We start from the raw sequence: 26,087 nt of genomic DNA, 5'->3' as shown, positions 1-26,087 counted from the left end.
TTTCTACCAAAATATATATGAATGATATATCTAATCAGGAGGTATAGAATGAAAAATTCAAAAATAACTAAAGTAAGAAAAGATAAAAATGGAAAAATTACAGATGTATTACTTGAAAATGGAGAAGTGCTTCCTTTAAATCACGCTATAATGATGGCAAGGGAACACATAATTGAAGGTGTTGGTGTATTTAAAGGTAAAGATGGAGGAGAATATTTAGTAGCTGACCCTGATGTTATGGATGTTGAAAATTTAAAGGATTTACCAAGATTTTAACTTGATTATGGTTTAAGTCTAGTTGCTAAGATTTCTATATTCTATAAATAAGATAAAAAAACATTAAAATCAATGCACTCTTCTTTTATCAAAAAAAGAAGAGTGCATAAGAACTTTTGTTTATTCAATTTGCCATGGATTTTCTTTGCCTTCCATGAATAAAACACAACTTAAAATAGAATGTTCTACCATGTCACTTACAGCTTGATCTGTATAAAACGCTGTGTGAGGTGTAACAATTACATTTGGAAAAGACTTTAAAATTGCCATTTCCCTTTTATCTAGTATCTCACATTTTAAATCGTTATAGCAAAGTCCGAATTCATTTTCAATAACGTCTATAGCTGCACCACCAATTTTTTTATTTTCAATGGCGTCTATGAGATCTTCAGTATTGATAAGTGAGCCTCGGGCTATATTGATAATAAATGTACCATCTTTCATAAGTGCTATGGAATCCTTATTTATCATGTGATAATTGTCATCTGTTGCAGGTGCATGCATTGTAATAATGTCACTGTTTTTAAAGAGATCTTCTAGTGTAACATATGTAACATACTTCTTTATTTCTTCATTTTCGTATAAATCATAAGCCAATATTTTGCAGCCGAATCCACTTAAACGACTTATAACTGCACGGCCAATTCTTCCTGTACCAATAACACCTACAGTTAAATTGTGAAGCTCTTTACCTTGAACACCTTTTAAAGAATAATCCTGTACATTACTTCGTTCCATAATAGCTTTCATTTTTCTTATAGCCATAAGAATCATCATAATTGTATAATCGGCTACACTATTTGGTGAATAGTTTACATTGCCTATATGGACACCTAGCTCTTTCGCCTTTTTTATGTCTATATGGTCATATCCTATTGTTCTTGTGGATATAAATTTTACTCCAATTTCATGAAATTTTTCTACTAATTTATCTGAAATTTTAGTTGTGATAATGCTGATGCAGTCAAATCCTTTGGCCAAGTCTGCATTTTCCATAGTTGGTGGATCATCACACAATACAACCTCCACGTCGTATTTTTCACTGAATTTTTTGAAATATTCAGTTTCATCTTGTCTATGACTATATGCCAAAACTTTCATTGTATTCTAGCTCCCCCTTTTTATGAATAATATTTACTACATATAATTTTATAGTAACAGGAGATATAATTCAATGTTACCTTTGTATTTACTATATTTGATTGATATTCAATTTGTTTAGAGATATGATACTTGTAATGATATTAGGCATTTTCAAAGAAATAACAAGTCAGTATGCTAGCCTATTTTTTATCATACTGCGTCGGTAGAACCCTTAGATAGGATTCACTATCTGTGGAACCTGCCTCCTTGTCTGATAAACAAAGTTCTTGGCACTTGATGCTTAGAAATTGTTATCCAGGGACATAGCCGCTCTTTACTCACACTTGGAAAAGTGTGAGTATTAGAGCGGGTTAGTCATCGGATAAAAAACATTCTTCGTATCTTTGACTTGTTATTTTCTTTCAAATGCCTTAAGTTATTAGTTTGGAGGGATGAATATGATAAAAGAACTAGTTTTAAAAAATAGATCCTGTAGAAGATTCTATCAGGATGAAAAAATAACTGTGGAAACTTTAAAGGAGTTAGTAAACCTTGCTAGATTGTCAGCATCAGGTTCAAATTTGCAGCCACTAAAATATGTTATATCAAATACCAAAGATAATAATGAAAAAATATTTAAGACTTTGGGTTGGGCAGGGTACTTAAAGGATTGGAATGGACCTGAAGAAGGAGAAAAACCAAGTGGTTACATTGTTATACTTAATGACACGTCTATTAGTAAAAGTCCATCATTTGATCCTGGAATAGCAGCTCAAACTATTTTACTGGGAGCTGTAGAAAAAGGATTTGGCGGATGTATGCTTGGAAATGTGAATAAAAAAGAATTAAAGTTAAGTCTTAATTTGGATGAAAAATATGAAATTATATTGGTAGTAGCTCTTGGAAAGCCAAAGGAACAAGTGGTTATAGAAGCTATGGATTCAAATAATGATGTGAAGTACTGGAGAGATGAGAATAAGGTTCACCATGTACCAAAAAGAAGTTTAGAAGATATAATCTTAGACATTTAGATATTTCTAGGTTGAAAGTTCACTTATACAATATCATATAATGACAAATTCCATCACTATAAAAACTTTTAATAAGTCTAAAGCTTGGCATTTTGAAAAACTAAAGGAACTTAGATAAACTCGTACCTCAAACATATCTAAGTTCCTAAGGTTTTCTAAAATACCAAGCTAAGACTTATTTAAAAAAGTTTTTAAATGTGATTTCAATTTTGTCATTATATTTCATGTATAAGTTAAAATTTCAAGCTAGAATAACCCATATAGTGTTACTTTTAAAAATCAACTTATACTTTAAATATTTTTAATTAATAGTTAAGAATGAAGAATTAATAGTTAATGTGGATTTTTTTCCGTTGTACTACAAAAAATCTTTGATTAAGCTCTTCACAACTCGTTTTGCTAAAGCGAAACATTGCTGATTTATATAAATTTAAAGATTTTTTGCGATAGCTAAAAATCATCTTTTACTATTAACTTTTCATTATTAATTCTTAACTTAAAGATATGCCTGCGTATAAGTTGATTTTTAAGTTAGAAAATATACAGTAAAGTATCTCTTCATATACATTTATCCGATGGCTACCAACCGTAATACCTATCGCACACAGCGAAAGCGACTGTCGCTAAATCAAATATTTGGAATATATGATTTCCTTATAAAGTGGGGAATAACGTCTGAAACCAAGAACTCTGTTTATTTTTAGAAGTAACATCGTACGAAAAGTTCTAGTTGAAATTTGTAAGTATATGTTAAATTTTTATTTACAATGTTTAAAATGGAATATAGGATAAAAAGTGATGAAAGTTAGTATAAATTATGTATGCAAAAATTGGCATAAAGACTGAAGGCAGCAAATTTGCTATTTTTATTTTAGTTATGTTAAGCATATTTAGGGCAAGTCCAATAATGAGGAGGCTTCCTATTCCAGTCATATCAGCAATAACTGAGCTCGTCAGTACACTTTTTAAAAACACTGCTCCAAGGGTTATAGCACCCTGGTATATAAGTACACTTACAGATGAAATCATTACACCAATGCCTAAGGAAGAGGAAAAAATAATTGCGGAAACTCCATCTATTACGGATTTTGCAAAAAGTGTTTTGTAATTTCCATCAAGACCTGCTTCTAGAGATCCGACTATTGCCATGGCTCCTACACAAAATAAAAGGCTTGACGTTACGAACCCTTCTGATATCTTTCCACCTTTAGTTTTAAATTTACTTTCTATTAAATTTCCTAGACTTGTTATATGTTTATCTATATCTATTAGTTCTCCTAAAATTGTACCTATTACTATGGATATTATTAGAGTAAGTACATTATTTGTCTTTAAGGAACCTGAAATTCCAATGTATAGAACACATAAAGCAAGTCCACTAAAAACGCTTTCCTTAACTTTTTCTGGTATACCATTTTTTAAAAATATTCCAATTATACTTCCTATTATTATGGAAATAAAGTTTACTATAACTGCTATCATGTTTATCAAACCACCCATTTTTCTTATCTACATAGAGATATTATATACTTTTATAATAGGCATTGTAAACAAAATTTTATAGCCATATTTTCATAAAGTGCATTTTAGATGCCCAATCTTTTACGTAAGTTATGTTTAAGGCATTAAAAGTATGCTGGGATATGAGTGGCCGACCGTTACGGAAAGAAGTGATGATGGCAGAATGAGCTATTGTACCTTTACTATTTCGATAAAATATTAGATCGCCTATCTCAAGAGAAGAAATAGAAGGCACTTCTCTTCCTTTTATGCCGTAGGAATTTTTTTCAGCGTTAATTTTTAAATACCAGTAAAGAGAACCTGCCACGGTCCAGGAAACTGACCATTTATTAGTTCTAATGTTATACCACCAGGTGTTTTTACCTGAAAAGACCATAGGCGCTCCTCCTGCATGCAAGCACTGTGAAGTGAAATTTGTGCAGTCGCCGCCGATAGTTTAGTATATGGAAAAATATTTGTAGTTTGGATTGGGGGTGAGGGCGTACTTTATTGCATAATTTATAGCTGAAGTTCTAGAGTAGGATGAAGTATCTCTATAACTCATAATTTCTCCTATAAAATTAATCACAGTATATTTTATGTATAAATCTTAGGCAAGTGCGTAAAATAACAAATCTAATTTTTACTTTGCAATTCTATAGGATATAATAATTATAAAGTTGTAAAGGATAAAAAAGGAGAGGTGATAGACCAACATGAACATTTCATTTTTAGGAGGAGCTAGAGAAGTAGGTGGAAGTTGTATCCTTTTGAACATATATAATAAAAATATACTTCTTGATTGCGGCATAAGACAGAGTTCCTCTAAAGATACCCTACCGGATTTTAAATCAATTCAAGATCAGGGAGGAGTAGATGTTATAATTGTAAGTCATGCTCATATGGATCACATAGGTTCTCTGCCTATAATAAGTAAGGAATATCCAGGGGCTAGAATATATACAACTAGGATGACAAAGGATTTAATGAAAGTACTTTTGTATGATAGTTTAAAAATAATGAAAAATAGGGAAGGAGAGATTCCGCTTTATGCTGAAGGAGACGTTATAAGCATGTTAAATCGTGTATTTCCTATAAATTATATGGTGGAATTTTCTATATTTGAAAATATAAAACTTACTTTTTATACAGCAGGACATATAGCAGGAGCTGCTTGTATTTATATTACAACTCCAGAGGGATCATTATTTTATTCTGGAGATTTCTCAATATTTTCACAAAAAACTGTGGAAGGGTTGAAAGTTCCAAAACTAAGGCCAGATGCAGCAATCTTCGAATCCACTTATGGAGATAGACTTCATTCAAATAGAGAAGTGGAAGAGGAAAAACTCATTAATATAATAAGTGACTGTATAGAAAAAAAGGGGAAAATGCTTATTCCTGCTTTTGCTCTTGGAAGGGCTCAGGAAGTGCTTCTTATTATAAAAAAAGCAGTAAATAAAAATATATTAAAAGATATTAAAGTTTATGTGGATGGTATGATAAAGGATATAAACAGGACCTACAAATTAAATCCGCTGTACCTTAAAAATTCTTTAGGAAAAAAGATACTCAGAGGAATTGAACCTTTTTATGATGACAATATAATTGCAGTAGATAATAATAAACTTAGAGAAGAGATATTAAAAGACGATAGGCCTTGTGTAATAGTGTCAAGTTCAGGAATGCTTACTGGAGGGTACAGTCAATATTATGCAGAAAAAATAGCCCCTATGGAAAATGGGTACATAGTTATAACGGGATATCAGGACGAGGAATCCCCGGGAAGAAAATTACTAAATCTTTTAGATGAAGAAGAGGACAAAAAACTTTACATAAATGAAAAAACTGTTCCTGTAAATTGCAAGGTAGAAAAAGTAGGACTTTCCGCCCACAGTGATAAATATGAAATAAAATCTCTTATAGATTTTTTAACACCTAAAAATATATTTCTAGTTCATGGAAATGAAGAGGTAGTGGAAAACTTGTCAAAAGAGCTTTCAAAAGATGTAAGAGGAAGGGTATATGCACCTAGGTGCAGCGAAGTTTATGAAATAAATATAAAAAATCCAAGAAAACAGTGGAAAAAAAGTATTGATAAAGTTATGAACTGTTGTGAAGAAATGGATGAAAATAATGTAAAAAGGTTATGGGAGTTCGTACTTTATAATTACGGTGAAAGACTTTTTACATTAGAAGAACTTATATTTATATGGAAGGGAAATAACAAGAGCAAAAATGCTTTAGAAGATTTTCAAAGAATTATAGTAGAATGTCCTTATTTTGAAAGTGACACAAGGAGATTGTTTCTATTTAAAATCAATCCTGAGGATAAGGTCTCTCAGAATTTAAAAAATAATGAGATCAAATTAAATGAATTAAAAGAAGCTGCAGATAAATATTTTAATAAATTTAATACAAAGAAAATTAGTTTTATATGTGACCAGAAAAAGGTGATTTTAAATTTTGATTTTCCAGCTGTAGTTGATAAGAGTATATACGAGGAGATAAAAAAATTTGAAGAAGAGGTTAAGTGGAAGGTAGAAATAAATAATGCTGTAAATATAAATGCAGTTTCCGAAGTTGTAAGGATAAATTTACAGGATGTATCTATTAAAAAAATATCTTATAGATTAGGAGAAAATCAGGTTGTAGTTATGCTGAATTCTAAATGTAATGTGGAAAAAGAAAAATTATCTGAAATTGAAAACATTACAGGACTTCAAGTATTAGTACAATCTCCAGGAATAGATCTAAAAGATAGTACGATTATTAAAGCTGAAGATGAGTGCGAAATGATGGAACAAAATAAAGCTTTAAATATAATAGATGAAACTTTTGAAAGAGAACAGTTTAGGCCTTACAAAAAAAGTGTAAAGTCGAATCCTAAGGGAAGATATATAGAACTTACATTTATAAGCCCTGTAATTGGTAAAAAGTATAAAAAAAACATAGAGGAATTAGTTCGCCTTACAGGGTGGAATATGAAAGTAGCAAATAGTGCAAATCAAAATGAAATATTGCAAATTGCATCTATACTTTGTAAAAGTAAAGGGATAGATTTGAAGAAAAATCCGTCTTTTAATAGCAGTGATTTAAGTGTGGAATTAAAATTAGAAGATGATAATGTAGAAAATATGGAGGATGTAAAGAAAGAATTTGAGTATAAAACTGGATGCACGTTAAAATGGTAGAGATCAGGCCCCATAAGGGGGCTTGTTTTTTTAACACTATTTACAATAAAAGTATGATGTATTATAATTAAAATAACCCCTATAGGGGGATAAGGAGATGTTTATATGGAAAAACACAATCATCCAAATAATAAAGCAGTTGTAAATAGATTATCCAGGATAATTGGACATCTGGAGGCTGTAAAGCGTATGGTAGAAGAAGGAAGGGACTGTAGTGAAGTCATTATTCAAATATCTGCAGTAAGATCTGCACTCAATAATACAGGAAAAGTAATATTGAAAGATCATATCAATCATTGTGTGAAGGATGCAGTTGAAAAAAATGATAAAGAGGTCTTAGATAATTTGAATAATGCCATTGATAAATTTTGGGAATAATTTTTAAATTAGGAGTGTTATAAATGAGGAATACTAAATTATATCCAATATTTCAAGCTCTTTTTTCTGCACTACTTTTTGGAGCCAGTGCACCTATTTCAAAAATCCTTCTTGGACAAATAGATCCAGTTCCTTTGGCTGCTCTTTTATATATTGGAAGCGGTGCAGGGCTTTTAACATTTCAGACGTTAGAAAAAATTTTATACAAAAAAAATATAGACGAAGCAGGGTTAACTAGAAAAGACTTCCCATGGCTTTTAGGAGCTGTTATTTTTGGAGGAATTTTAGGACCTATAATTCAAATGATAAGTCTAAAAGTAACTCCAGCAGCTACTGCATCATTGCTTTTGAATTTTGAAGGTGTAGCTACTACAATTATTGCAGCACTGTTTTTTAAGGAGAATATCGGCAGGAGAGTTGGTGCGGCTATAGTATGTATACTCTCCGCTAGCGTGATTTTATCCTGGAACTTTGCAGGTCAGTGGGGAATATCTTTAGGGGCCTTAGGAATAATACTGGCTTGCGTATGTTGGGGAATAGATAATAATTTTACAAGAAATATATCTGCTAAAAATCCTTATACAATAGTTATAGTAAAAGGATTGGGAGCAGGGACATTTTCATTAATTTTGTCAATGATTTTAGGAAGTCATTTGCCAGACTTTAAAATAGTTCTTATGGCACTGTTGCTTGGATTTTTAAGCTATGGATTTAGTACGGTTTTGTTTGTATTTGCAATGAGAAATTTAGGTAGTGCTAGAACCAGTGCATTTTTCAGTGCAGCACCTTTTATAAGCACTATATTATCTTTTATTTTGCTAGGAGAAGTTCCAGGTGTTACTTTTGCACTTGCACTTCCTCTTATGATTGCAGGAACGGTTCTTATTATAAGGGAAAATCACAGTCATATGCATGTTCATTTATATATGGCCCATGAACACAGACATTGTCATACAGATGGACATCACAATCATCATCATCCTGGTATACCTGATAGTGTGTATCACACTCACTATCACGTTCATGAGAGAATGGAACATTGTCATCCTCATACTCCAGACTTGCATCATAGACATGCCCATTAAAGAATAGAGTTTCTAAACGAAAAATCAACGTATACTCCAAATATTTTTTACAACCTTCAGCTCGTTAAATATTTTGATAAGGCTAAGTAAAAAATTTAAAAAAATACTGAGAACTTTTGAAAACTCGTACCTCAAACAATTCAAAAGTTCTAGATTTTTTAAAAATTTTTTACTAAGTCTTATAAACAAAATATTTAAAAGAGCTTCATTGTTGTAAAAATATGCTTGCGTATAAGTTGATTTTTAAGTTAGAAACATATATCTGTAAAGTTTCCAATTGAAGTTTAAACTTATACATAAAATATAATGACAAAATTGAAAGCACATTTAAAAACTTTAGACTTATTAAAGTTTTTAACGTGATGAAATTTGTCATTATATGATTTAGTATAAGTGAACTTTCAATCTGGAAACTCTATATTTATTTCAGGTAATTTCTAATTTTGATTATTTTTCCGTCTTTTATATATACCCTTGGAACTCTTCTACTTATGGAGCAGAGTATTTCATAACTTATAGTTCCAATTGTTTTAGCTATATCTTCTGCATCAAATTTTAATCCGTTTTTTTCACCCATGAGTATTACCTCATCGCCTACATTTACTTCACCTACATCTGTAACATCTATCATGCACTGATCCATACAGATGTTGCCAACTACTGGTGCAAATTTACCATTGACTATTACTTTTGCCTTTCCTGAAAGCATTCTAGTATAGCCATCTGCATATCCTATTGGAAGTGTAGCTATTACACTTTTTCTTTCAGATTTGAACTTTCTTCCATAGCCAACGTATTTCCCGGCTTCTAATGTCTTTACGTAAGCTACTTTAGCTTTCAAACTCATTACAGGTTTTATGCTTAGATCATTTCTATCTACGTCATCTGAAGGGTAGTATCCATAAATTATTATTCCTGGTCTAACTGAATCACAATAGGTATCAGGCAATTCCATTATAGCTGCACTATTTGCGATATCTCTTATGTTTATTTTTATGTTTCTATTTATGAGCTCATTGTAAAATGTTTTGTACTTTTCAAATTGTTCATGTGAATATGTTTTGTCTTTTTCATCTGAAGTGGAAAAATGAGAAAATAAGCTTTGTATTTCTATATTGGGAAGCTTGCTTATGTTGTATATTTCTTCTATGCTATTTTCATTTGGCTGAAATCCTATTCTTCCCATTCCAGTATCTACTGCAACGTGTATTTTTGCAGTTTTCCATTTACTTTTAGCTACCTTTGATAATTTACTTGCATATTCATAAGAAGGCACCACTGGCTCTACGTCATAATCTATTATGTCATTCAAAAAAGTATCTGGTACTATGCCAAGTATCATTATGGGAGCTTTAATTCCATTTTCTCTAAGTTCTATTGCTTCATCTAACTCAGATACGGCCAATCTATTTACTCCATTTTCTAATAAAACCTGTGATACTTCTAAAGCTCCATGACCATAGGCATTAGCTTTAACAACACCTATCAGTCCTTTATTGTTGCCAACTTTCAGCTTTATTTGACGTATATTATATACAAGATTGTCTAAATTAATTTCTTCCCATACAGGTCTGTAATCTTTAAACAAAACACATTCTCCTTTCGATATTGATAGATATTATCCTATCAATAATAATGCATAATTAAAAATTAAGAGTTAAGAATTAATAGTTATAGATGATTATTAATTCTTAACTTAGAATATAATTTTCAATTAATAAAAATCTATTGATGTCTATGAATGCAACTTCAAATTAGAAATTCCACAAAAATTAGAGTGAATATTGAATTACTTTATCCAATAGTTGAGAAAAGGATATATCAACTCCACCAGCACTCTTAGGAAATAGGCTATTTTTTGTAAGGCCTGGTAAAGTGTTTAGTTCAAGCACATAAGGAATACCATTTTCAACTATCATATCTACCCTTGCATAGCTTTTGCATTTGAGAACTTCCCAGCATTGAACACATATTTTTTCAACTTTTTCTTGAAGAGATTTTTCAAGTTCTACAACTATTTCATCAGAACCACCATCTGCATATTTTGCAGTGTAGTCAAAGAATTCTGCATTAGGTTTTATTGCAATTACAGGAAGAGTTTTACCTTTTAACATACAGCATGTTATTTCATCTCCCTGTATATATTTCTCAATAACAACTTCAGTGTCATAATCTAGAGCTAACTTTACATTATTTTCAATATCTTCTTTTTTCTTAACTATATTAGTAGCAACACTTGAACCACCACAGTTAGGCTTTACAACTACAGGATAGCCTATCTCATCCAATTTATCATAATCAATTTCTTCTATAGATTTAACACAAATCCATTTGGCAGTATTTATATCTGCAGATTTTAACACTTTTTTACTCATATCTTTGTCCATGCAAATGGCACTTGTCAAAGGTCCGCATCCTGAGTAAGGTATATCCATGGTTTCAAGTACTGATTGTATAGTACCATCTTCACCAAATTTACCATGAAGTGCAATAAAGGCAAAATCTATATCTTTTACTTTTTCAAGTACATCTCTCTTTTTATCTATGACAATGGGTACAACCTCATATTTATTTTTATCTAAGCAGTTTACTATTTCTTTACCTGAATTTAGTGAAACCTCTCTTTCAGAAGATATTCCACCCATTATAACTCCTATTTTCATGTTAATTCCTCCACTGAACTTGTTATTTAATATTTTTCAATTACTATGTCTAATATTTATTTTATACATTTTCCATATAAAATAAAGAACCACAGGATAACTAGTTTATCCTAAATGTGGCTTTATGGTTAAGGAAAAATATTAAGTTAAAAGTAAAGTAAAAAATCTTTAAGAACAGAAAATGTTGTTGTTGACATCTTTAAATTTCGCTGTTATAATGTAAATCACAAGTTAACAAAATTTAATATTAACTTATCAAGAGAGGTGGAGGGACTGGCCCTATGAAGCCCGGCAACCAATACTATTTTTAATAGTATAGTGGTGCTAATTCCTGCAGCATAAGCTGGAAGATGAGAGGATCATTGAGATTTTTAGCTCGAGGTTGTTCCTCGAGCTTTATTTGGTTTTAAATTGAAAATATGATATGAAAATTTTATATTTCAGCTTAATGCTTAGAAATTGTCTATTATTTTATAATTGGAGGGAATCAAAATGAAAAAATTAATTACAGTTATTTTATCGTTAACATTGATCTTGGCATTAGCTGGATGTGGTGCGCAAAGCAGTACAAGTTCTTCAAGCAGTAGTAAAGGTGATGACAAAAAAGTAATAAAAGTAGGGGCATCTCCACAGCCTCATGCTGAAATACTAGAAAAGGTAAAGCCTATACTAAAGAAACAAGGATACGATTTACAAATAGTTCAGTTTACAGACTATGTAACTCCTAATAAGGCTTTGGATTCAGGAGATATAGATGCAAACTTTTTTCAACATATTCCATATTTAAATGAATTCAATAAAAAGAACAATACAAATTTAGATTATGTAGCAAAAGTACATCTTGAACCTATGGGGGTTTATTCCAATAAAATTAAGAGTTTAAAAGATTTGAAAAATGGTGCTGAAATTGCAATACCAAACGATCCTACAAATGGTGCAAGAGCATTAAAATTATTGGCTCATGAAGGAATTATAAAAGTAAAGAGCGGAGATCTTATTTCAAAGTTAGATATAACTGAAAACAAGAAAAACTTAAAATTCCAGGAGCTTGATGCACCACAACTTCCAAGAACTTTAACAGAAGTAGATGCGGCAGTTATAAATACAAACTATGCACTTCAGGCAAAGCTAAATCCACTTAAAGATGCTATTGCCATAGAATCTAAGGATTCACCTTATGCTAATATAATTGCTGTTAAAAAGGAAAATAAAGACAAACCTTATATTAAGGCATTGGCAAAAGCCGTTAATGATCCATCAATTAAGAAGTTTATACAGGAAAAATATAATGGAAGCATAATTCCAGCATTTTAGGGGATAGAGTTTCAAAACGAAAAATAAGCTTATACTCCGAATGTTTTTACAACCTTATATTTAAATGGGCTTCATTATTGTAAAAATGTTTCTGTGCATAAGTTTATTTTTAGTTATAAATAATACATATTTTAATTAATAGTTAATAATGAAGAATTAATAGTTAATGTGGATTTTTTTCCGTTACACTACAAAAAATCTTTGATTAAGCTTTTCATGGCTCTCGTTTAGCTAAAGCGAAACATTGCTGGTTAATATAGATTTAAAGATTTTTTGCGATAGCTAAAAATCATCCTTTACTATTAATTTTTCATTATTAATTCTTAACTTGTGAAACTTTGTTTCGCAATTCTTTTAAATTATTCACCTGTAAGCTTTACATGTTCCTCTTCAACCTTAGAAAGTGCATTAAATATCTTTGCAATGTTTTCTTCATGGATTTCTTTTTCATACTTTTTATAATACGCTACAGCATGTTTTTCTCTTTGACAAGCTGCAGCAAGCAAATTTTCATCGGTATTATATTTTGAATAATCCATATCCTTAAGTACTGGCATTTCTTTAATGCCGGCTATTTTCTTATGAATTCTAGCATGCATATATTCTATGCTTGATAAAGACTTAAACATACTTTTTACATTTTTATCTTTTGCCATATATGAAGCTTTCTTATAAAAATCTCCATTAAAAACTTCCAATTTAACTGCATGATCTATTATTTTCAAGGAATTTTGATTCAATTTATTTCTATCATATTTTATTTTTTGTCCATTTTCTATTAAATATTCAATTGGCGCTCCGCAAAATGGGCAATACATTATTTTTTCTTTACTATTTGAATTTATAAATGCTTCTTTATTAAAATTATAATTTTTTTCATTTATTTCCATACCACAAACAATACAAGTCATTTTAACCATAATAAACATCCTTTCTAACTTTCTTATATAAACAGTATTCATCATTCCCTTACATATTAGTTTTGCACCATAATAATTTACTATTCTGCATTATCAGATAAATACATTATACTATAATTATTTGTTATCAAGTTAATTATATAATTGTTGGTATTACTATAAACCTGATTCTTTGAATTCACTTTCTGCTTTATCAGTTAATTTGTGAAGAGGCTTTTTTAAAACAGAAATAATCAAAAATGCACCTGCAAAAGCTATTAAAGTGAGAAAATCCTTATACACATTACTCCAAATAGGTCCTGCTATAGCTTCTCTGAATCCATTTATAGCATATGTAAAAGGCCAAAGAGGTTCTAGTACTCCAAATATCTGAGGTAAGGTTTTTACAGGATAAAGTCCTCCTGCCCCTGCTATTTGAAAGACCATTATTACAACTGCAACGGCTTTTCCAATGTTACCCATAATAGATACCAATGTAACTACAATAATAGTGAAAGTAAAGCTGCAGGTAAGTGCAAATCCTATCATAAGCCATGAATTTTCAGGATTTATTCCTACTATATATATGTCTCCTAAAGTTATAATGGTAGTTTGTATAATTGATATTACCAAAAACAGAAGCAATTTCGAAAAATATTTATGTGACAATTTCACCTTTTCTCCACTTTCGAGATCTTTACATTTTAGTGTTAGTATGGAGCATAGTAGCAAAACTCCCACCCATATTGCAAGAGTAGTGTAAAAAGGTGTTATTCCATATCCAAAAAGACCTGAATTATATAGTTCAACATTTTTTACTTCAATAGGTGATGATATAAGATTTGATATTTTATTAGGATCCTTTTCCATTATATTTATTATTGAAGTTAAGTTTTCATCGTTTAAATCCTTCATTTTATCGCTTAATTTGTTCAAGTTATTTTGAATATCTATTAATTTTTTATTTAACCTGTCTCTTTGATTAACTAAATTTTTACTGCTTGATATTCCTGAGTTTGCCACAAGATTTAATTCAGGTACTAATTGCCCGGTTGCGCTAAGTACTGAATCAATACTATCTAAATTGGATGTCAATGCGTCTGATAATAAATTCATGGATTCATATGTTCCTGAATAAAACATATCTGATATATTGCTTATATCTTCCGATAATTCACTACTTAATGATGAAGATTCATATATAACTTGATTAATGCTATCTTGTGAAGAATTGCTATTTATTAAATCTTTTAACTCCGCTAAATAAATGTTTTCAGTATTTAACGAACTTCTCAGTGATTTCAATGAATTTATAAGATCACTTGTTATATTAGTATTTGTAATTTCATTTATCTCATTTAGAATTTTAATATCCATATCTACTTTGTCAATTAAAGAATTATTTAAAGTAGTCATATTTCCTATAATACTTGCGGCTGAGCTTTTACCAGCATCGGTATTATTTATATTTTGTAGGTTGTTAAGTAAAAGTTGAATTTGATTTTCTTTTGATTCAATTTCATTTATATCTTTATTCAAATCATTTTGTGTAGAATTCAGAGATTGTTTGGTAGATAAAGTAAGTGTTCTGCTCTGTGCTGTAATATTATGGAGACTGCTTATCTCTTTGGATAACTTTGGTAAATCTGTTTGAACTCCACTTAGATATTGCTGAAGACTTTTGGAGTTGGAATTTTCTTGTGATATATGATTTTTTATATCATTTACAGTGGATACGGCTTCGGGTAATGTATCCTTTAACTGTAAAATTTCAGGCTTGTCTGTTTCAAGCTTTCTACCTGTAGAGTTTAGTAGTTTGAGAGCTTCTTTGTTTACTGATTTTGTAAGAGAGCTTTTTATAGTATCTGCTAAGGAAGTTTTAGCTGAATCCGTAATTTTAGTTGCTATTCCATTTAGCTTTTCATTGGATTTATAGATTATATTAGGCTTTTCAGGGGATGCTGTAATTAAAGTTGAAAGCTTGCTGGAAAAGTCAGCAGGTATCTCTATAAGTGAATAATATTTTCCTGAATTAAGGTTATAATTTCCCTGCCAGTCATCTATAAAGATCCAATTTATAGAATTGTTTTTCTTTAAATTTTTAACTATTTCATCTCCAACATTTATATTTTTACCATTAATAGTTGTACCACTGTCATTGTTTACTACACCTATAGGCATTCTATTTGTATTGGCATAAGGATTCCATGAGGCTTTAATGCTAATCCAGGCATAGGGAGATGGCAGGATACACAATAATAAAATTAAGGCAAGTACTGATGGAGTTTTTATTATATTTTTAAAATCTCTTTTTAATAGTTTGAATACTACCTTCAATATAGTCCCTCCTAAAATTAATATTGTCTTAGGCATTTTCAAAGAAATAACTAGTCAGTATGCTAGGATATTTTTTATCATACTGTGTCGGTAGAACCCTTAGATAGGATTCACTATCTGCGGAACCTGCTTCCTTGTCTGATAAAAAATATCCGTCGCATCTTTGACTTGTTATTTTCTTTCAAATGCCTTAATCTCCCATACCAGATTGTGTAAGCTTGGTTCTAAATTTATAGATTTTATCTTGCAAATGTTTCTTTAAAAATATACCAAATAGTATAAAGCACATTGAAATTAAAAGCATAAATGTAAAATCCATAGCTACAGTACTTATGAGAGGTCCTGCGATGGCTTCTCTGAATCCGCTTACTGAATAGGTAAATGGAAACAAAGGCTGTATTATTCTAAAAATAAGTGGATCAAGTTGTATAGGATAAGTGGCTCCACTTCCTGATATCTGAGTTATAAGCAAAACAATGGATATAGCCTTCCCTAAGTTCCCAAACGTGGAAACAAGAGTGTATGTTATTACAGTAAAAGTAAAAGATGAAACTAGTGCTACCATTACCATTAAAAATGCATTTACCATTTGGACATTTAGCAAAAGTTTGTCCCCAACAGCAACTATAAATCCTTGTGCTAAAGCAAAAACTATAAAAGTACTCATTTTACCAAGATATCTTTCTTTCAAGTTCAAACCTTCATCACCTTTAAATCTGTCTGCATCCGTTTTAAAAATGGATACAAGAATAATAGAACCAATCCAGATGGAAAGTGTAGTATAAGCTGGAGCCATGGAGGAGCCAAAGTTTGAAATAGTGTATATATTCTGTTCCTTGATATTAAATGGACTTGACGCGACATTCCCCATAAAGTTGGGGTTATTTTGCAATATGGTGATTATCTGTATTATGTCATTATTAGTTACTAGTTTAAGTTTATTTGCCAAATCGTTAATAATACCCTTGAATTCAAGTAATCTATTGTTTAGTTTACTGGATGAATTTGCTGTCAGCTCACTCCCGTTTATTAACACATCTAAGGAATTATCTCCATGGGAAGTAAGATCCTGCATAGATTTTAAAACAGAAGAAGCTTTATCTGTGGACTCAACAAGTTCAGCTGCTGTGGAATTCAAGCTTTTTCTTACCTGTCCATTGTATTCATTGGTTTCGTCTATTAATTGCTGATTTAAATTTGCAGTGTCATTTGTTACTGAATTAATCAAATCTTTATTTATTTTATTTGAACTTTCAAGCTGTTTTTCAATATCGTTTATTTTGTTTTTCTCTGTATTTAATGAATCCCTAGTATTTTTTAATGAATTTATAAGTCTTGATGTATTGTCATCGTTCTTAAAATCATTAAATTTTTGAAGAATGTTAATGGTGGAATTGATTTTATTGTATAAGATATTTATCTCATAATTGATTTTAGTTACAGTGGTATCTATATTTGAGTACTTCAAATTTGAGGCTGCTGAATTAAAATTTAATATCAAATTTTGAATTCTATACACATCAGTCTTTGAGGTGTTTAAATTAATTGTAATGTTATCAAAGGTATTATTCATGGAAGACTGAAGGGATAGTATAGATGAGTTGTTGGTTTCATTACCATTTTCTAAGGTAGATATTCTTGAATTTATCATAGGAATAACTGATTTAATCTGAGAAAGCGTTGAATTCAAATCATTTGAATCATCACTTATGCCTCCAAGAACATCTGTTATAACATCCATATTGTCACTTAATTTTATTATTGCATCCTTCAAATTTATAATGTTTTGTTCATCATTTTCTGCGTTTTTACCAAGAATGTTCAAAGAAGAAAATATAGTTTGATTTACTGTATATATAAAGCTTGATTTTATTTGTTCTGCCAGTGTATTTCTAGCTGCATCAGTTATTTTAAGAGCTACTGGACTATTTTTTGTATTCACTTTATAAATGATTTGAGTTTTTTTAGGAGCATCTGATGTTATGCTGGTAATGTTCTTTGAGAAATCTTCTGGAATTTTTATCACCGCATAGTATGTACCATCTATAATACCCATATCTGCATTTTTAGCGTTTACAAATTTCCATCCTATTTTATGGTTATCTTTTAATTTTTCTACAATTTCATTTCCTGTATTTAAATTTTTCCCTTTCAAGTTCGTACCCTTGTCCTCATTAACTATGGCTACAGGAATGCTGCTTGTATTTCCATAAGGATCCCAACATGCTTTTATATTGACCCATGCATAGAGAGATGGAAGTATGCATACACCTGCAACAATCAACATTGTCATTTTATTTTTAACAATACTTTTCATATCTCTTTTAAAAACTTCTATAATATTTCTTAGCATATATGAATCCTCCTATTATAAATATCTAAAATAAATATATGGAAAATTGTTTTCAATAATGAAATAATATAATATTTTAGTATTAACTGACTAGTCAGTATTATTGAAACATTTTTTTTAATATATGTCAATAACTTATTTATAATATTATTCTTTATTTATTAGTAAAATTGTGCAAGAATATATTTGAGGTGAAACTTGTTATGTTTTCGGAACTGAAGATAAATAAAGAGAAACTTGTATATATACAGCTAAAAGATTATATTAAAGATATGATACTGAAGGGCATGCTTAGAAGCGGAGAAAAACTTCCTTCCACAAGAGAGATGGCTTCAATGCTAAAAATAAGCAGAAATAGCGTAATGTATGCTTATGAATTTTTGCAAGATGAAGGATTTGTATACATAAAAAAAGGAAGAGGTACCTTTGTATCGGATGTAAAAGTAGATTTTCAGGAAAAGTGGAGTATAGATTGGGAAGATAAAATAAATCAATATGGAAAACTTTCCGAAAGATTAGATATAATAAAACATGAAGCAAAATGGGAAAAAGGAATGATATCCTTTAAAAGTATAGCTCCTGATGAAAAACTTTTTAATGTAGATGAATTTAAAAAAGCTTTTTTAAATCGTATGTCTATAGAAGGAGAAAAAGTGTTGAATTATGGGTATGCTAAAGGTTATAGACCTCTTATTCAATATTTACTTAAATATATGGAAAGTAAAGGAGTTTGTACAAAGGAAAAGGGTATACTTATAACAAATGGATTTACAGAAGGATTTGATTTGATATTATCTTGCCTTACGGACAGGGGAGATAATATACTGTGTGAAAATCCAACCCATAATACTGCAATTAAAATTATGAAATTACATGGACTCAATATAACTGGAGTGAAAGTTGAAAAAGATGGAGTATGTTTAAAGGATCTTAGTGAAGAGCTCGGTAAAAATAAATTTAAGATATCATATTTTATTCCATCCTATCAAAATCCTACAGGTATTGTCATGCCTCCTGAAAATAGGGTAAAATTGTATAATATACTTAAAAGTTATAATGTACCTATAATTGAAGATGGATTTAATGAAGAGCTTAGGTATTCAGGAACTCATGTATCACCTATAGCTGCTTTTAGCGGCAGTGGAAATAGTATCCTATATATAGGAAGCTTTTCAAAGGTATTATTCCCTGGAATAAGGATAGGATGGATACTCGCGGATAAAGTGCTTATAAACTATTTAGAGAGTTGTAAAAGGGCTAGGAATATTCACACTTCTTCTTTAGATCAGGCAATTTTTTATGATTACTTAAATCAGGGAAATTTTGAAAAGTACATAAAGAAAGCTCGAAGAGTATATAAGGAGAAATATGAATTTACCTTAAAGTGTGCAAGAGAGTATATTCCTTGCGAAGAGATATTGGGTGAGGGTGGTATGCATATATTTATAAAGCTAAAGAATATAAGCTCCAGAAAGCTTTTAGAAAGGTGCTGTAATAGAGGAGTAATATTTACTCCTGGTGATGTATTTTATGTAAATGATGAGGGATATGATACCTTTAGGCTTGGATTTTCAAGGGTCAGTGAAGAAGATATAAAAAAAGGAATTATGATAATAGGCCAGGAGGCTAAAAAAATAGGAGGATGGACTTGATGAAAAAAATATCGGAAAAAACACTGTATAAAGGAAAGTGGATTCAATTACAGGAAATAACTTATAAGGGAAAAAATAATGAGGACTTAAAGTGGGAAAGAATAAAGAGAACTAATACCACAAATACAGTAGTAATAATTAGCAAGCTTGTACCATCTAATAAGTATATATTTATCAAACAATACAGAGCTGCTATAGATAAATACGTTATTGGATTTCCAGCAGGTCTTGTGGAAGGGGATAATATAGGCGAAAATGCACTACGAGAATTGGAGGAGGAAACTGGATATAAGGGAGAAGTAAAGTCAATGAGCCCTTTGCTTTATTCAAATCCTGCACTTTTAACAGATAAAGTTACATTAGCAAGGGTTGATATATATGAAGATTTAATTGAAAATCAAATTCCTATACAGAAATTGGAGCCAGAGGAAGATATACAGGTAATTGCACTTCACAGAGAAGAACTTAAAGATTTTCTAATTAAAGAACAGGCAAGTGGAACTGCTATAGGAATGGGTGTATGGTATGTTTTTTATGGATTAAACTAACAAGAATGTTTTTGTATTTAGTTGAATAATAATTGTTAGTATGATATATTTTTAACAAGGAAGTAGGAAAATTAAAAAATTAGAATTGAAGGTGTATTTATGGAGGATTGGCTTTTTAAAAAAGATGAATACGTTCCCAAAGAAGATAAAGACAAATTTATAGATAAAAGTATATTTTCTATATTACATCTATTATCTCTTATTAAAAGGAACAATAAAGTAAATAATAGCTTTATGTACAATTTAAATCCTATGTTAAAACTTTCCTTTACTATCCTAAATATATTATTTTTATCATTGTCTAAAAATTTTACCTATATAATGCTTGTAGATGTTTATTTTCTACTAATTCTAAGTTTTTTAGATGTTCAAGATATAAAAAGAATACTGCTTTTAAGTATTTCTATTCCATTTTTTACATTTATAATGCTCATACCTTCCATACTTATGGGGAATATTAGAAATAGTGAAATGCTTTTACTAAAAGTAGCTGGTACTATAATTTCAATAAATGTTTTATCTTACACAACTAAATGGCATGATATAACTAAGGCACTAAAAATGTTTTTTATACCAGACATATTTATTTTGGTATTTGACATAACTTTAAAATATATTTATATATTAGGTGAATTTTCTTTGGACATGTTTTATGCACTAAAGCTTAGATCTATAGGAAGAAATAGTAAAAAATATTCTTCTATTTCAAAGATAATTGGCAGTTTATTTTTAAAATCAAAAGAAATGGGAGATGAAATGTATTGCGCTATGGAATGCAGGGGATTTACAGGAGAGTATGTGTCTCACAAAAAATTTAAATTTAAGTTTTTTGATCTAATATATTTAATAGTTAATGTATTTATCATAACTATGTATTTTTACATATCTAGGGTGGGATTAAGATGATAAAAATTGAGGACGCTTTTTTTAAATATAAAAATAATGAAGTATTAAAAGATATAAATGTAACTATAGAACAAGGAGAATCCATAGCACTTATAGGTGCAAATGGAAGCGGTAAATCTACCTTCTTAAAATTATTAAATGGAGTGGTATTTCCCACAAAAGGAAATTACTATTTTGGTGATGTGAAAATATGCAAAAATGAATTGGAAAGAGGTAATTTCTCAAAGAAGTTCCATAAAAAAGTAGGATTTGTATTCCAAAACTCCGACGCACAACTTTTTTGCTCTAGTGTATACGAGGAAGTTGCTTTTGGACCAAGGCAAATGGGAATGGATGAAGATGAAGTAAATAAAAGGGTAAATGACTGTCTAGAACTTTTAAATGTGAAAGATTTAGAAAACAGGGAGCCCTATAACATAAGTGGGGGAGAAAAAAAGAGAGTGGCTATAGCTGCTGTACTTGCTCTCAATCCTGAAGTTCTGGTTTTAGATGAACCTATGAGTGGAATAGACCCTAAGGGAAAGAAATTCTTAAATGATCTTTTTATCAAATTAAATAAAGCAGGGAAAACTATAATATGTTCAACACATGATTTTGAATATGTTAATGGACTTTTTAAACGAGTTCTTGTATTTTCTGAAGATCATCATATAATAAGGGATGACTCTTACAACAAAGTAATGGAAGATACTGAATTTTTAGTAAAATATAATATCAAATAATGCTATTAACTGTAATACTTTAGAATTACATGAAATTTTTATTTGTTTTATGTAATATATTGGACATTTCAAGTTGACATAAAACTCTAATTATAATAAACTTAGAGTATAAATTAAATAGAAGACTCAGGTGCCTTTATAGGTGAAAAGGGAATGCGGTTAAACTCCGCAGCAGCCCCCGCTACTGTATTTGATGATGAACTTTAGTTACCACTCTTAAAAGAGGAAGGTTAAAGTAAATATGAATCATAAGCCAGGAGACCTGCCTGATTGTTATTATATGCTTTCGGAGGGAGAGAAACTTTTAGTGTGTTTAACCTCAGCTTAAGTTGAGGTTTTTATGTTAAAGGCAGTTAGCTTTCTAAAGCTTACTGCCTTTTGGTTTTAATATAGATATGTGTGTATTAATTAAAAGTAAACTTTTTATTATATTTAGGAAGTTTTGGGAGGAGTAATTGTTATGGCAAAAATTATGATTCAGGGAACTGGTTCTTCTGTAGGAAAAAGTATAATTGTTTCAGCCCTTTGTAGAATATTTAAACAAGATGGTTATTCAGTGTGTCCTTTTAAATCTCAAAATATGTCATTGAATTCCTATATAACATTAGATGGCAAAGAAATGGGACGGGCTCAGGTACTTCAGGCTTATGCAGCTGGATTGCAGCCGGAAGCATATATGAACCCTATATTGTTAAAACCAACTTCAGATAAGAAATGCCAAATCATAGTTAACGGAAAAGTGTATGGCAACAGCACTGCTATGCAATATCATAATATGAAGCTGGAATTTAGGGATATGCTTAAAGAACACTTTGAAAAGATGGAGAAGAAATTTGACATAATAGTAATGGAAGGGGCAGGAAGTCCTGCAGAAATAAATTTAAGAGATAGAGACATTGTGAATATGGGTATGGCAGAATCAGTAGATGCACCAGTACTTTTAGCAGGAGACATAGACAAAGGAGGAGTATTTGCATCCATTGCAGGAACAATGTTGCTTTTTACAGAGGATGAGAAAAAAAGAGTAAAGGGTACTATAATAAATAAATTTAGAGGAGACAAAGATATACTGGAGCCTGGCCTTAAGATGCTTGAGGATATAGTAAAGGTACCTTGCCTTGGCGTCATACCTCATTTTAGATTGGCCCTTGAGGATGAAGATGGAGCTGTAGAATTCAATAAAAAGGTTACAGCACCTATTGACATAGCTGTAATAAAGCTGCCTCATATATCTAATTTTACAGATTTAGATGCACTTAAAAGTGAAGAAGACGTTTCCGTAAGATTTATAACATCTGTAGAAGAGTTTGGGAATCCGGATTTAGTCATTATTCCAGGAAGTAAAAATACTATAGAAGATTTACTTAAAATTAGGCAGTGCGGCCTTGAAGACCGTATAAAAGAATATAGTAAAACTGGACTTGTCATAGGACTGTGCGGTGGATATCAAATGCTTGGTAAAGTCATAGAAGATCCTTATGGAGTGGAGACAGATGTAGGAAAAGTAGAAGGTATAGGACTTTTGGACATAGAAACTATATTTGAAAAAGAAAAAGTTACAACTAGAGTAAATGCAAAAAGCGAAATTGACTTCCCAATGAAAAAGGACGGCGAATCCTTAACTAATAGAAAATTGGATGTATACGGATATGAAATACATATGGGAATATGCAAATATGGAAAAGATGCAAGACCATTATTTAATATAACTGATAAAAATGGTGAAAAGGTTGACACAGAAGATGGTGCCATAAATATGTCAGGAAATGTAATTGGATCTTATATACATGGAGTTTTTGATGGAATTGACTTTAGAGAATTCATTGTGAATAAAATAAGGGAAAATAAAGGATTAGGGTATAAAAAATCAAAAGCATATGAAAATCTCAGAGAAGGAGAATTGGATAAGTTAGCAAGCATAGTGCGAAAGAATTTAGATATAGATAAGATATATAGTATTATGGGCATTAAAAGATAATAATTAATATTAGAAAAGAGGGGTTAAATTTGTCCAGTTCTTTTGTATTTATGAATTTAATAGATATTGTGATAGCAGTTGTAATTGATTGGATAATTGGAGATCCCTATTGGTTTCCCCATCCCGTTATATATATAGGAAAACTTATATCTTATTTAGATAAAAAGGGAAGAAAGCTTTGTAAAAAAAATGAGAGCTTAAAGGCCTTTGGTGGTTTGATAGTATTTCTAGTAGCAATGGTTAGTTTTATTGTGCCTTTTGCAGTGCTGATGCTTTTAAGAAAAAATGTTATTTTATATAACATATTAAATACATTTATTATTTGGACAACTATTTCTGCTAAATGCCTTGCTGTAGAGGCGAAAAAAGTATCCTATGCCCTTAAAAAAGAAGATATTGAAGATGCAAGGACCAAGCTTTCTTATATAGTTGGAAGAGATACATCCTCTTTAAGCAGTCAGGAAATAATAAGGGCAGATGTGGAAACTGTGGCGGAAAATACTTCCGATGGAGTAATAGCACCACTTATATATGCAGCTATTTTTGGAGCACCACTTGCTATGCTTTATAAGGGGATAAATACCATGGATTCCATGCTTGGATATATGAATGAAAAGTATAGGTACATAGGATTTTTCCCTGCAAAGGTAGATGACGTATTTAACTTTATACCTTCTAGAATTACAGGGGTACTTATGTGTATATCAGCTTTTGTAGTAAAAGGAAATCCTTTTAAGTCTTTTAAAATAATGATAAGGGACAGGAAAAATCACAAGAGTCCTAACTGTGCCTATCCTGAGGCAGCAGCAGCTGGGGCTATGAGAATACAGCTTGGTGGCACAAATGTTTATTTTGGCCAAGTAGTATATAAACCTACTATAGGGGATAAACTTATGGAACTAAGTTTTAAACATATAGGACAGTGCATAATAATTATGTATTTTACTGAAATACTTTTTATGATTTTATGTGGAATAGTTATAATTGGATTACCCAGAGCGTAATTTAGAAAATTAATGATATAGGGATGTGTTATTATGGAACATGGTGGAGATATATATACAGAGGGACTTTTAAAGGGAAGAAAGCTTTTGGATTTCAGTTCAAATATAAATCCACTAGGAGTACCTTTAAGTTTCAAAGAAAATATAGAGAAAGCATTAAAAGATGTAGAAAAATATCCTGATGTGGAGTATAGACAACTTAAAAATTCAATAAAAGAGTACATAAATTTCTCGTTAAGTTATTTTTATATTGAAGAAGAAAAAATATCAAGCAGCATGGAAGATACAAACATTGTATTAGGCAATGGAGCTGCAGAAATAATAGATCTTGTAATAAGTTCTTTTAAAAGCATCTGCATTGTAGTACCTTCTTTTATAGAATATGAAAAAAATGCAGCAAAATGGAACTGCCAAATAATACATTCACATTTAAAAGAGAATATGGAGTATGATTATAAAGATATCAGACAAAAAATCACAAAGTCAGAAGCATTAATTATAGGTAATCCCAATAACCCAAATGGCGGCGTAATAGATAAAGAGAAGTTTAAAGAAATACTTGATTACTGTGAGGAAAATCATAAAACAATAATTATAGATGAAGCTTTTGTGGAGTTTACAGGAAAAAGAGGATGTTCTTTTTTAAGGGAAGTTCAGAAATATAAATGTGTATTTTTAATCAGAGCTCTTACTAAATTTTTTGCACTTCCGGGAATAAGAATGGGATATGGTCTTTGTAAAAATAAAAATTTAATAAAAAGTATAAAATCCAAACAAAATCCATGGAACATAAACTCTTTTGCGGAAATAGCAGCTGAGAATGTTTTTAAAGATAAGAAATACATAGAAGACTCCATTTGCTGGATAGAAAAAGAAAGAAAATTTATGATAGATGAGTTAAAAGAAATCCCTTTGTTTGAAAAAGTGTATGATAGCTACAGCAATTTTGTATTATGCAAAATGAAATATGAAGATTGTGAGAAGCTATATGATAGATGTTTAAAGGAAGATATTCTCATAAGAAGATGCAGTAATTTTAAGGAACTTGATAGTAAATTTATAAGATTAGCAGTAAAAGATAGGCGGAGAAATGAAAGAATACTACAGGTGTTAAAAAAAATAAGTAAAGATGTAACTACTTAAGTTTTAAGGGGAGAAGGAGAG

20 protein-coding genes, 1 pseudogene and 2 riboswitches are annotated in these 26,087 nt (G+C 30.4%); of the genes and pseudogenes, 13 read left to right on the top strand and 8 right to left on the bottom strand.

The genetic code is table 11. The features are described 5' to 3' along the window. The first annotated feature begins 48 nt into the window (after positions 1–48). Positions 49–276, top strand: coding sequence for a DUF3892 domain-containing protein (locus CLRAG_RS01375; RefSeq protein WP_065076724.1), 228 nt, complete (start codon positions 49–51; stop codon positions 274–276). A gap of 120 nt (positions 277–396) precedes the next feature. On the opposite strand, the gene CLRAG_RS01370 is transcribed toward CLRAG_RS01375, so the two are convergent. Next, complete coding sequence (locus CLRAG_RS01370; protein WP_065076723.1) at positions 397–1,377, bottom strand: D-isomer specific 2-hydroxyacid dehydrogenase family protein; 981 nt, start codon at positions 1,375–1,377, stop codon at positions 397–399. A 440-nt stretch (positions 1,378–1,817) separates the two neighbouring features. On the opposite strand from CLRAG_RS01370, the gene CLRAG_RS01365 reads away from it, so the two are divergent. Next, the gene (locus CLRAG_RS01365) at positions 1,818–2,390 is read left to right on the top strand and encodes a nitroreductase family protein (RefSeq protein WP_065076722.1); all 573 of its coding nucleotides are present in this window, start codon (positions 1,818–1,820) and stop codon (positions 2,388–2,390) included. 771 nt (positions 2,391–3,161) lie between these two features. Here CLRAG_RS01365 and CLRAG_RS01360 read toward each other — a convergent pair. Further along, positions 3,162–3,872, bottom strand: coding sequence for a DUF554 domain-containing protein (locus CLRAG_RS01360; RefSeq protein WP_065076721.1), 711 nt, complete (start codon positions 3,870–3,872; stop codon positions 3,162–3,164). 76 nt (positions 3,873–3,948) lie between these two features. Then, positions 3,949–4,455: pseudogene (locus CLRAG_RS01355) on the bottom strand (amidase domain-containing protein). A 151-nt stretch (positions 4,456–4,606) separates the two neighbouring features. On the opposite strand from CLRAG_RS01355, the gene CLRAG_RS01350 reads away from it, so the two are divergent. The 3 genes from CLRAG_RS01350 to CLRAG_RS01340 all read left to right on the top strand — a co-directional run bounded on the left by CLRAG_RS01350 (position 4,607) and on the right by CLRAG_RS01340 (position 8,547). Next, positions 4,607–7,084, top strand: coding sequence for an MBL fold metallo-hydrolase (locus CLRAG_RS01350; RefSeq protein ID WP_065076720.1), 2,478 nt, complete (start codon positions 4,607–4,609; stop codon positions 7,082–7,084). Positions 7,085–7,189: 105 nt separating this feature from the next. After that, entirely contained in the window at positions 7,190–7,462 is a 273-nt protein-coding gene (locus tag CLRAG_RS01345) for a metal-sensing transcriptional repressor (RefSeq protein ID WP_065076719.1), read from the top strand. 23 nt (positions 7,463–7,485) lie between these two features. Further along, positions 7,486–8,547 (top strand): DMT family transporter, encoded by a 1,062-nt coding sequence (locus CLRAG_RS01340; protein WP_065076718.1) that lies wholly within the window; start codon positions 7,486–7,488, stop codon positions 8,545–8,547. A gap of 421 nt (positions 8,548–8,968) precedes the next feature. Here the strand turns inward: CLRAG_RS01340 and alr are convergent, their stop codons facing one another. Further along, positions 8,969–10,135 carry an alanine racemase gene (gene alr / locus CLRAG_RS01335; RefSeq protein WP_065076717.1) on the bottom strand — a complete coding sequence of 389 codons (1,167 nt, stop codon included), beginning with the start codon at positions 10,133–10,135 and terminating at the stop codon, positions 8,969–8,971. A 184-nt stretch (positions 10,136–10,319) separates the two neighbouring features. Continuing rightward, on the bottom strand, positions 10,320–11,210 hold the full coding sequence (locus tag CLRAG_RS01330) for a D-alanine--D-alanine ligase (RefSeq protein ID WP_065076716.1): 891 nt from the start codon (positions 11,208–11,210) through the stop codon (positions 10,320–10,322). A gap of 249 nt (positions 11,211–11,459) precedes the next feature. Continuing rightward, a riboswitch (SAM riboswitch) is annotated at positions 11,460–11,567 on the top strand. A 135-nt stretch (positions 11,568–11,702) separates the two neighbouring features. On the opposite strand from CLRAG_RS01330, the gene CLRAG_RS01325 reads away from it, so the two are divergent. Then, positions 11,703–12,524, top strand: coding sequence for a MetQ/NlpA family ABC transporter substrate-binding protein (locus CLRAG_RS01325; protein ID WP_065076715.1), 822 nt, complete (start codon positions 11,703–11,705; stop codon positions 12,522–12,524). Between the two features lie 359 nt (positions 12,525–12,883). On the opposite strand, the gene CLRAG_RS01320 is transcribed toward CLRAG_RS01325, so the two are convergent. The 3 genes from CLRAG_RS01320 to CLRAG_RS01310 form a co-directional block, all read right to left on the bottom strand. Next, a complete protein-coding gene (locus CLRAG_RS01320; protein WP_065076714.1) occupies positions 12,884–13,444 on the bottom strand; it encodes a ferritin family protein in 561 nt (186 codons plus the stop codon). Positions 13,445–13,600: 156 nt separating this feature from the next. Further along, positions 13,601–15,760: a YhgE/Pip domain-containing protein gene (locus tag CLRAG_RS01315; protein ID WP_065076713.1), complete on the bottom strand. Its 2,160-nt coding sequence runs from the start codon at positions 15,758–15,760 to the stop codon at positions 13,601–13,603. 190 nt (positions 15,761–15,950) lie between these two features. Then, positions 15,951–18,113, bottom strand: coding sequence for a YhgE/Pip domain-containing protein (locus CLRAG_RS01310; protein ID WP_065076712.1), 2,163 nt, complete (start codon positions 18,111–18,113; stop codon positions 15,951–15,953). Between the two features lie 203 nt (positions 18,114–18,316). Between CLRAG_RS01310 and pdxR the strand changes: the two genes are divergently transcribed. From pdxR to CLRAG_RS01275, 7 genes are all read left to right on the top strand, one after another. Next, positions 18,317–19,765, top strand: coding sequence for a MocR-like pyridoxine biosynthesis transcription factor PdxR (gene pdxR / locus CLRAG_RS01305; protein ID WP_065076711.1), 1,449 nt, complete (start codon positions 18,317–18,319; stop codon positions 19,763–19,765). After that, a complete protein-coding gene (locus CLRAG_RS01300; protein ID WP_065076710.1) occupies positions 19,765–20,313 on the top strand; it encodes an NUDIX domain-containing protein in 549 nt (182 codons plus the stop codon). Before pdxR ends, CLRAG_RS01300 begins: the two co-directional genes overlap by 1 nt. Before the next feature lie 99 nt (positions 20,314–20,412). Next, on the top strand, positions 20,413–21,219 hold the full coding sequence (locus CLRAG_RS01295; protein WP_065076709.1) for an energy-coupling factor transporter transmembrane component T family protein: 807 nt from the start codon (positions 20,413–20,415) through the stop codon (positions 21,217–21,219). Beyond that, positions 21,216–21,941 carry an energy-coupling factor ABC transporter ATP-binding protein gene (locus tag CLRAG_RS01290; RefSeq protein WP_065076708.1) on the top strand — a complete coding sequence of 242 codons (726 nt, stop codon included), beginning with the start codon at positions 21,216–21,218 and terminating at the stop codon, positions 21,939–21,941. The genes CLRAG_RS01295 and CLRAG_RS01290 overlap by 4 nt, the downstream gene beginning before the upstream one ends. A 111-nt stretch (positions 21,942–22,052) precedes the next feature. Further along, a riboswitch (cobalamin riboswitch) is annotated at positions 22,053–22,225 on the top strand. Positions 22,226–22,401: 176 nt separating this feature from the next. Beyond that, a complete protein-coding gene (locus CLRAG_RS01285) occupies positions 22,402–23,919 on the top strand; it encodes a cobyric acid synthase (protein ID WP_065076707.1) in 1,518 nt (505 codons plus the stop codon). Positions 23,920–23,969: 50 nt separating this feature from the next. Then, positions 23,970–24,923, top strand: coding sequence for an adenosylcobinamide-phosphate synthase CbiB (cbiB, locus tag CLRAG_RS01280; RefSeq protein WP_065076780.1), 954 nt, complete (start codon positions 23,970–23,972; stop codon positions 24,921–24,923). 33 nt (positions 24,924–24,956) lie between these two features. Next, the gene (locus CLRAG_RS01275) at positions 24,957–26,066 is read left to right on the top strand and encodes a pyridoxal phosphate-dependent aminotransferase (protein WP_065076706.1); all 1,110 of its coding nucleotides are present in this window, start codon (positions 24,957–24,959) and stop codon (positions 26,064–26,066) included. The last annotated feature ends 21 nt before the right edge of the window (positions 26,067–26,087 follow it).

The organism is Clostridium ragsdalei P11 (assembly GCF_001675165.1).
In the GTDB taxonomy this organism is placed as follows: Bacteria; Bacillota; Clostridia; order Clostridiales; family Clostridiaceae; genus Clostridium_B; species Clostridium_B ragsdalei.
This window is presented reverse-complemented; position numbering and strand designations above follow the sequence as displayed.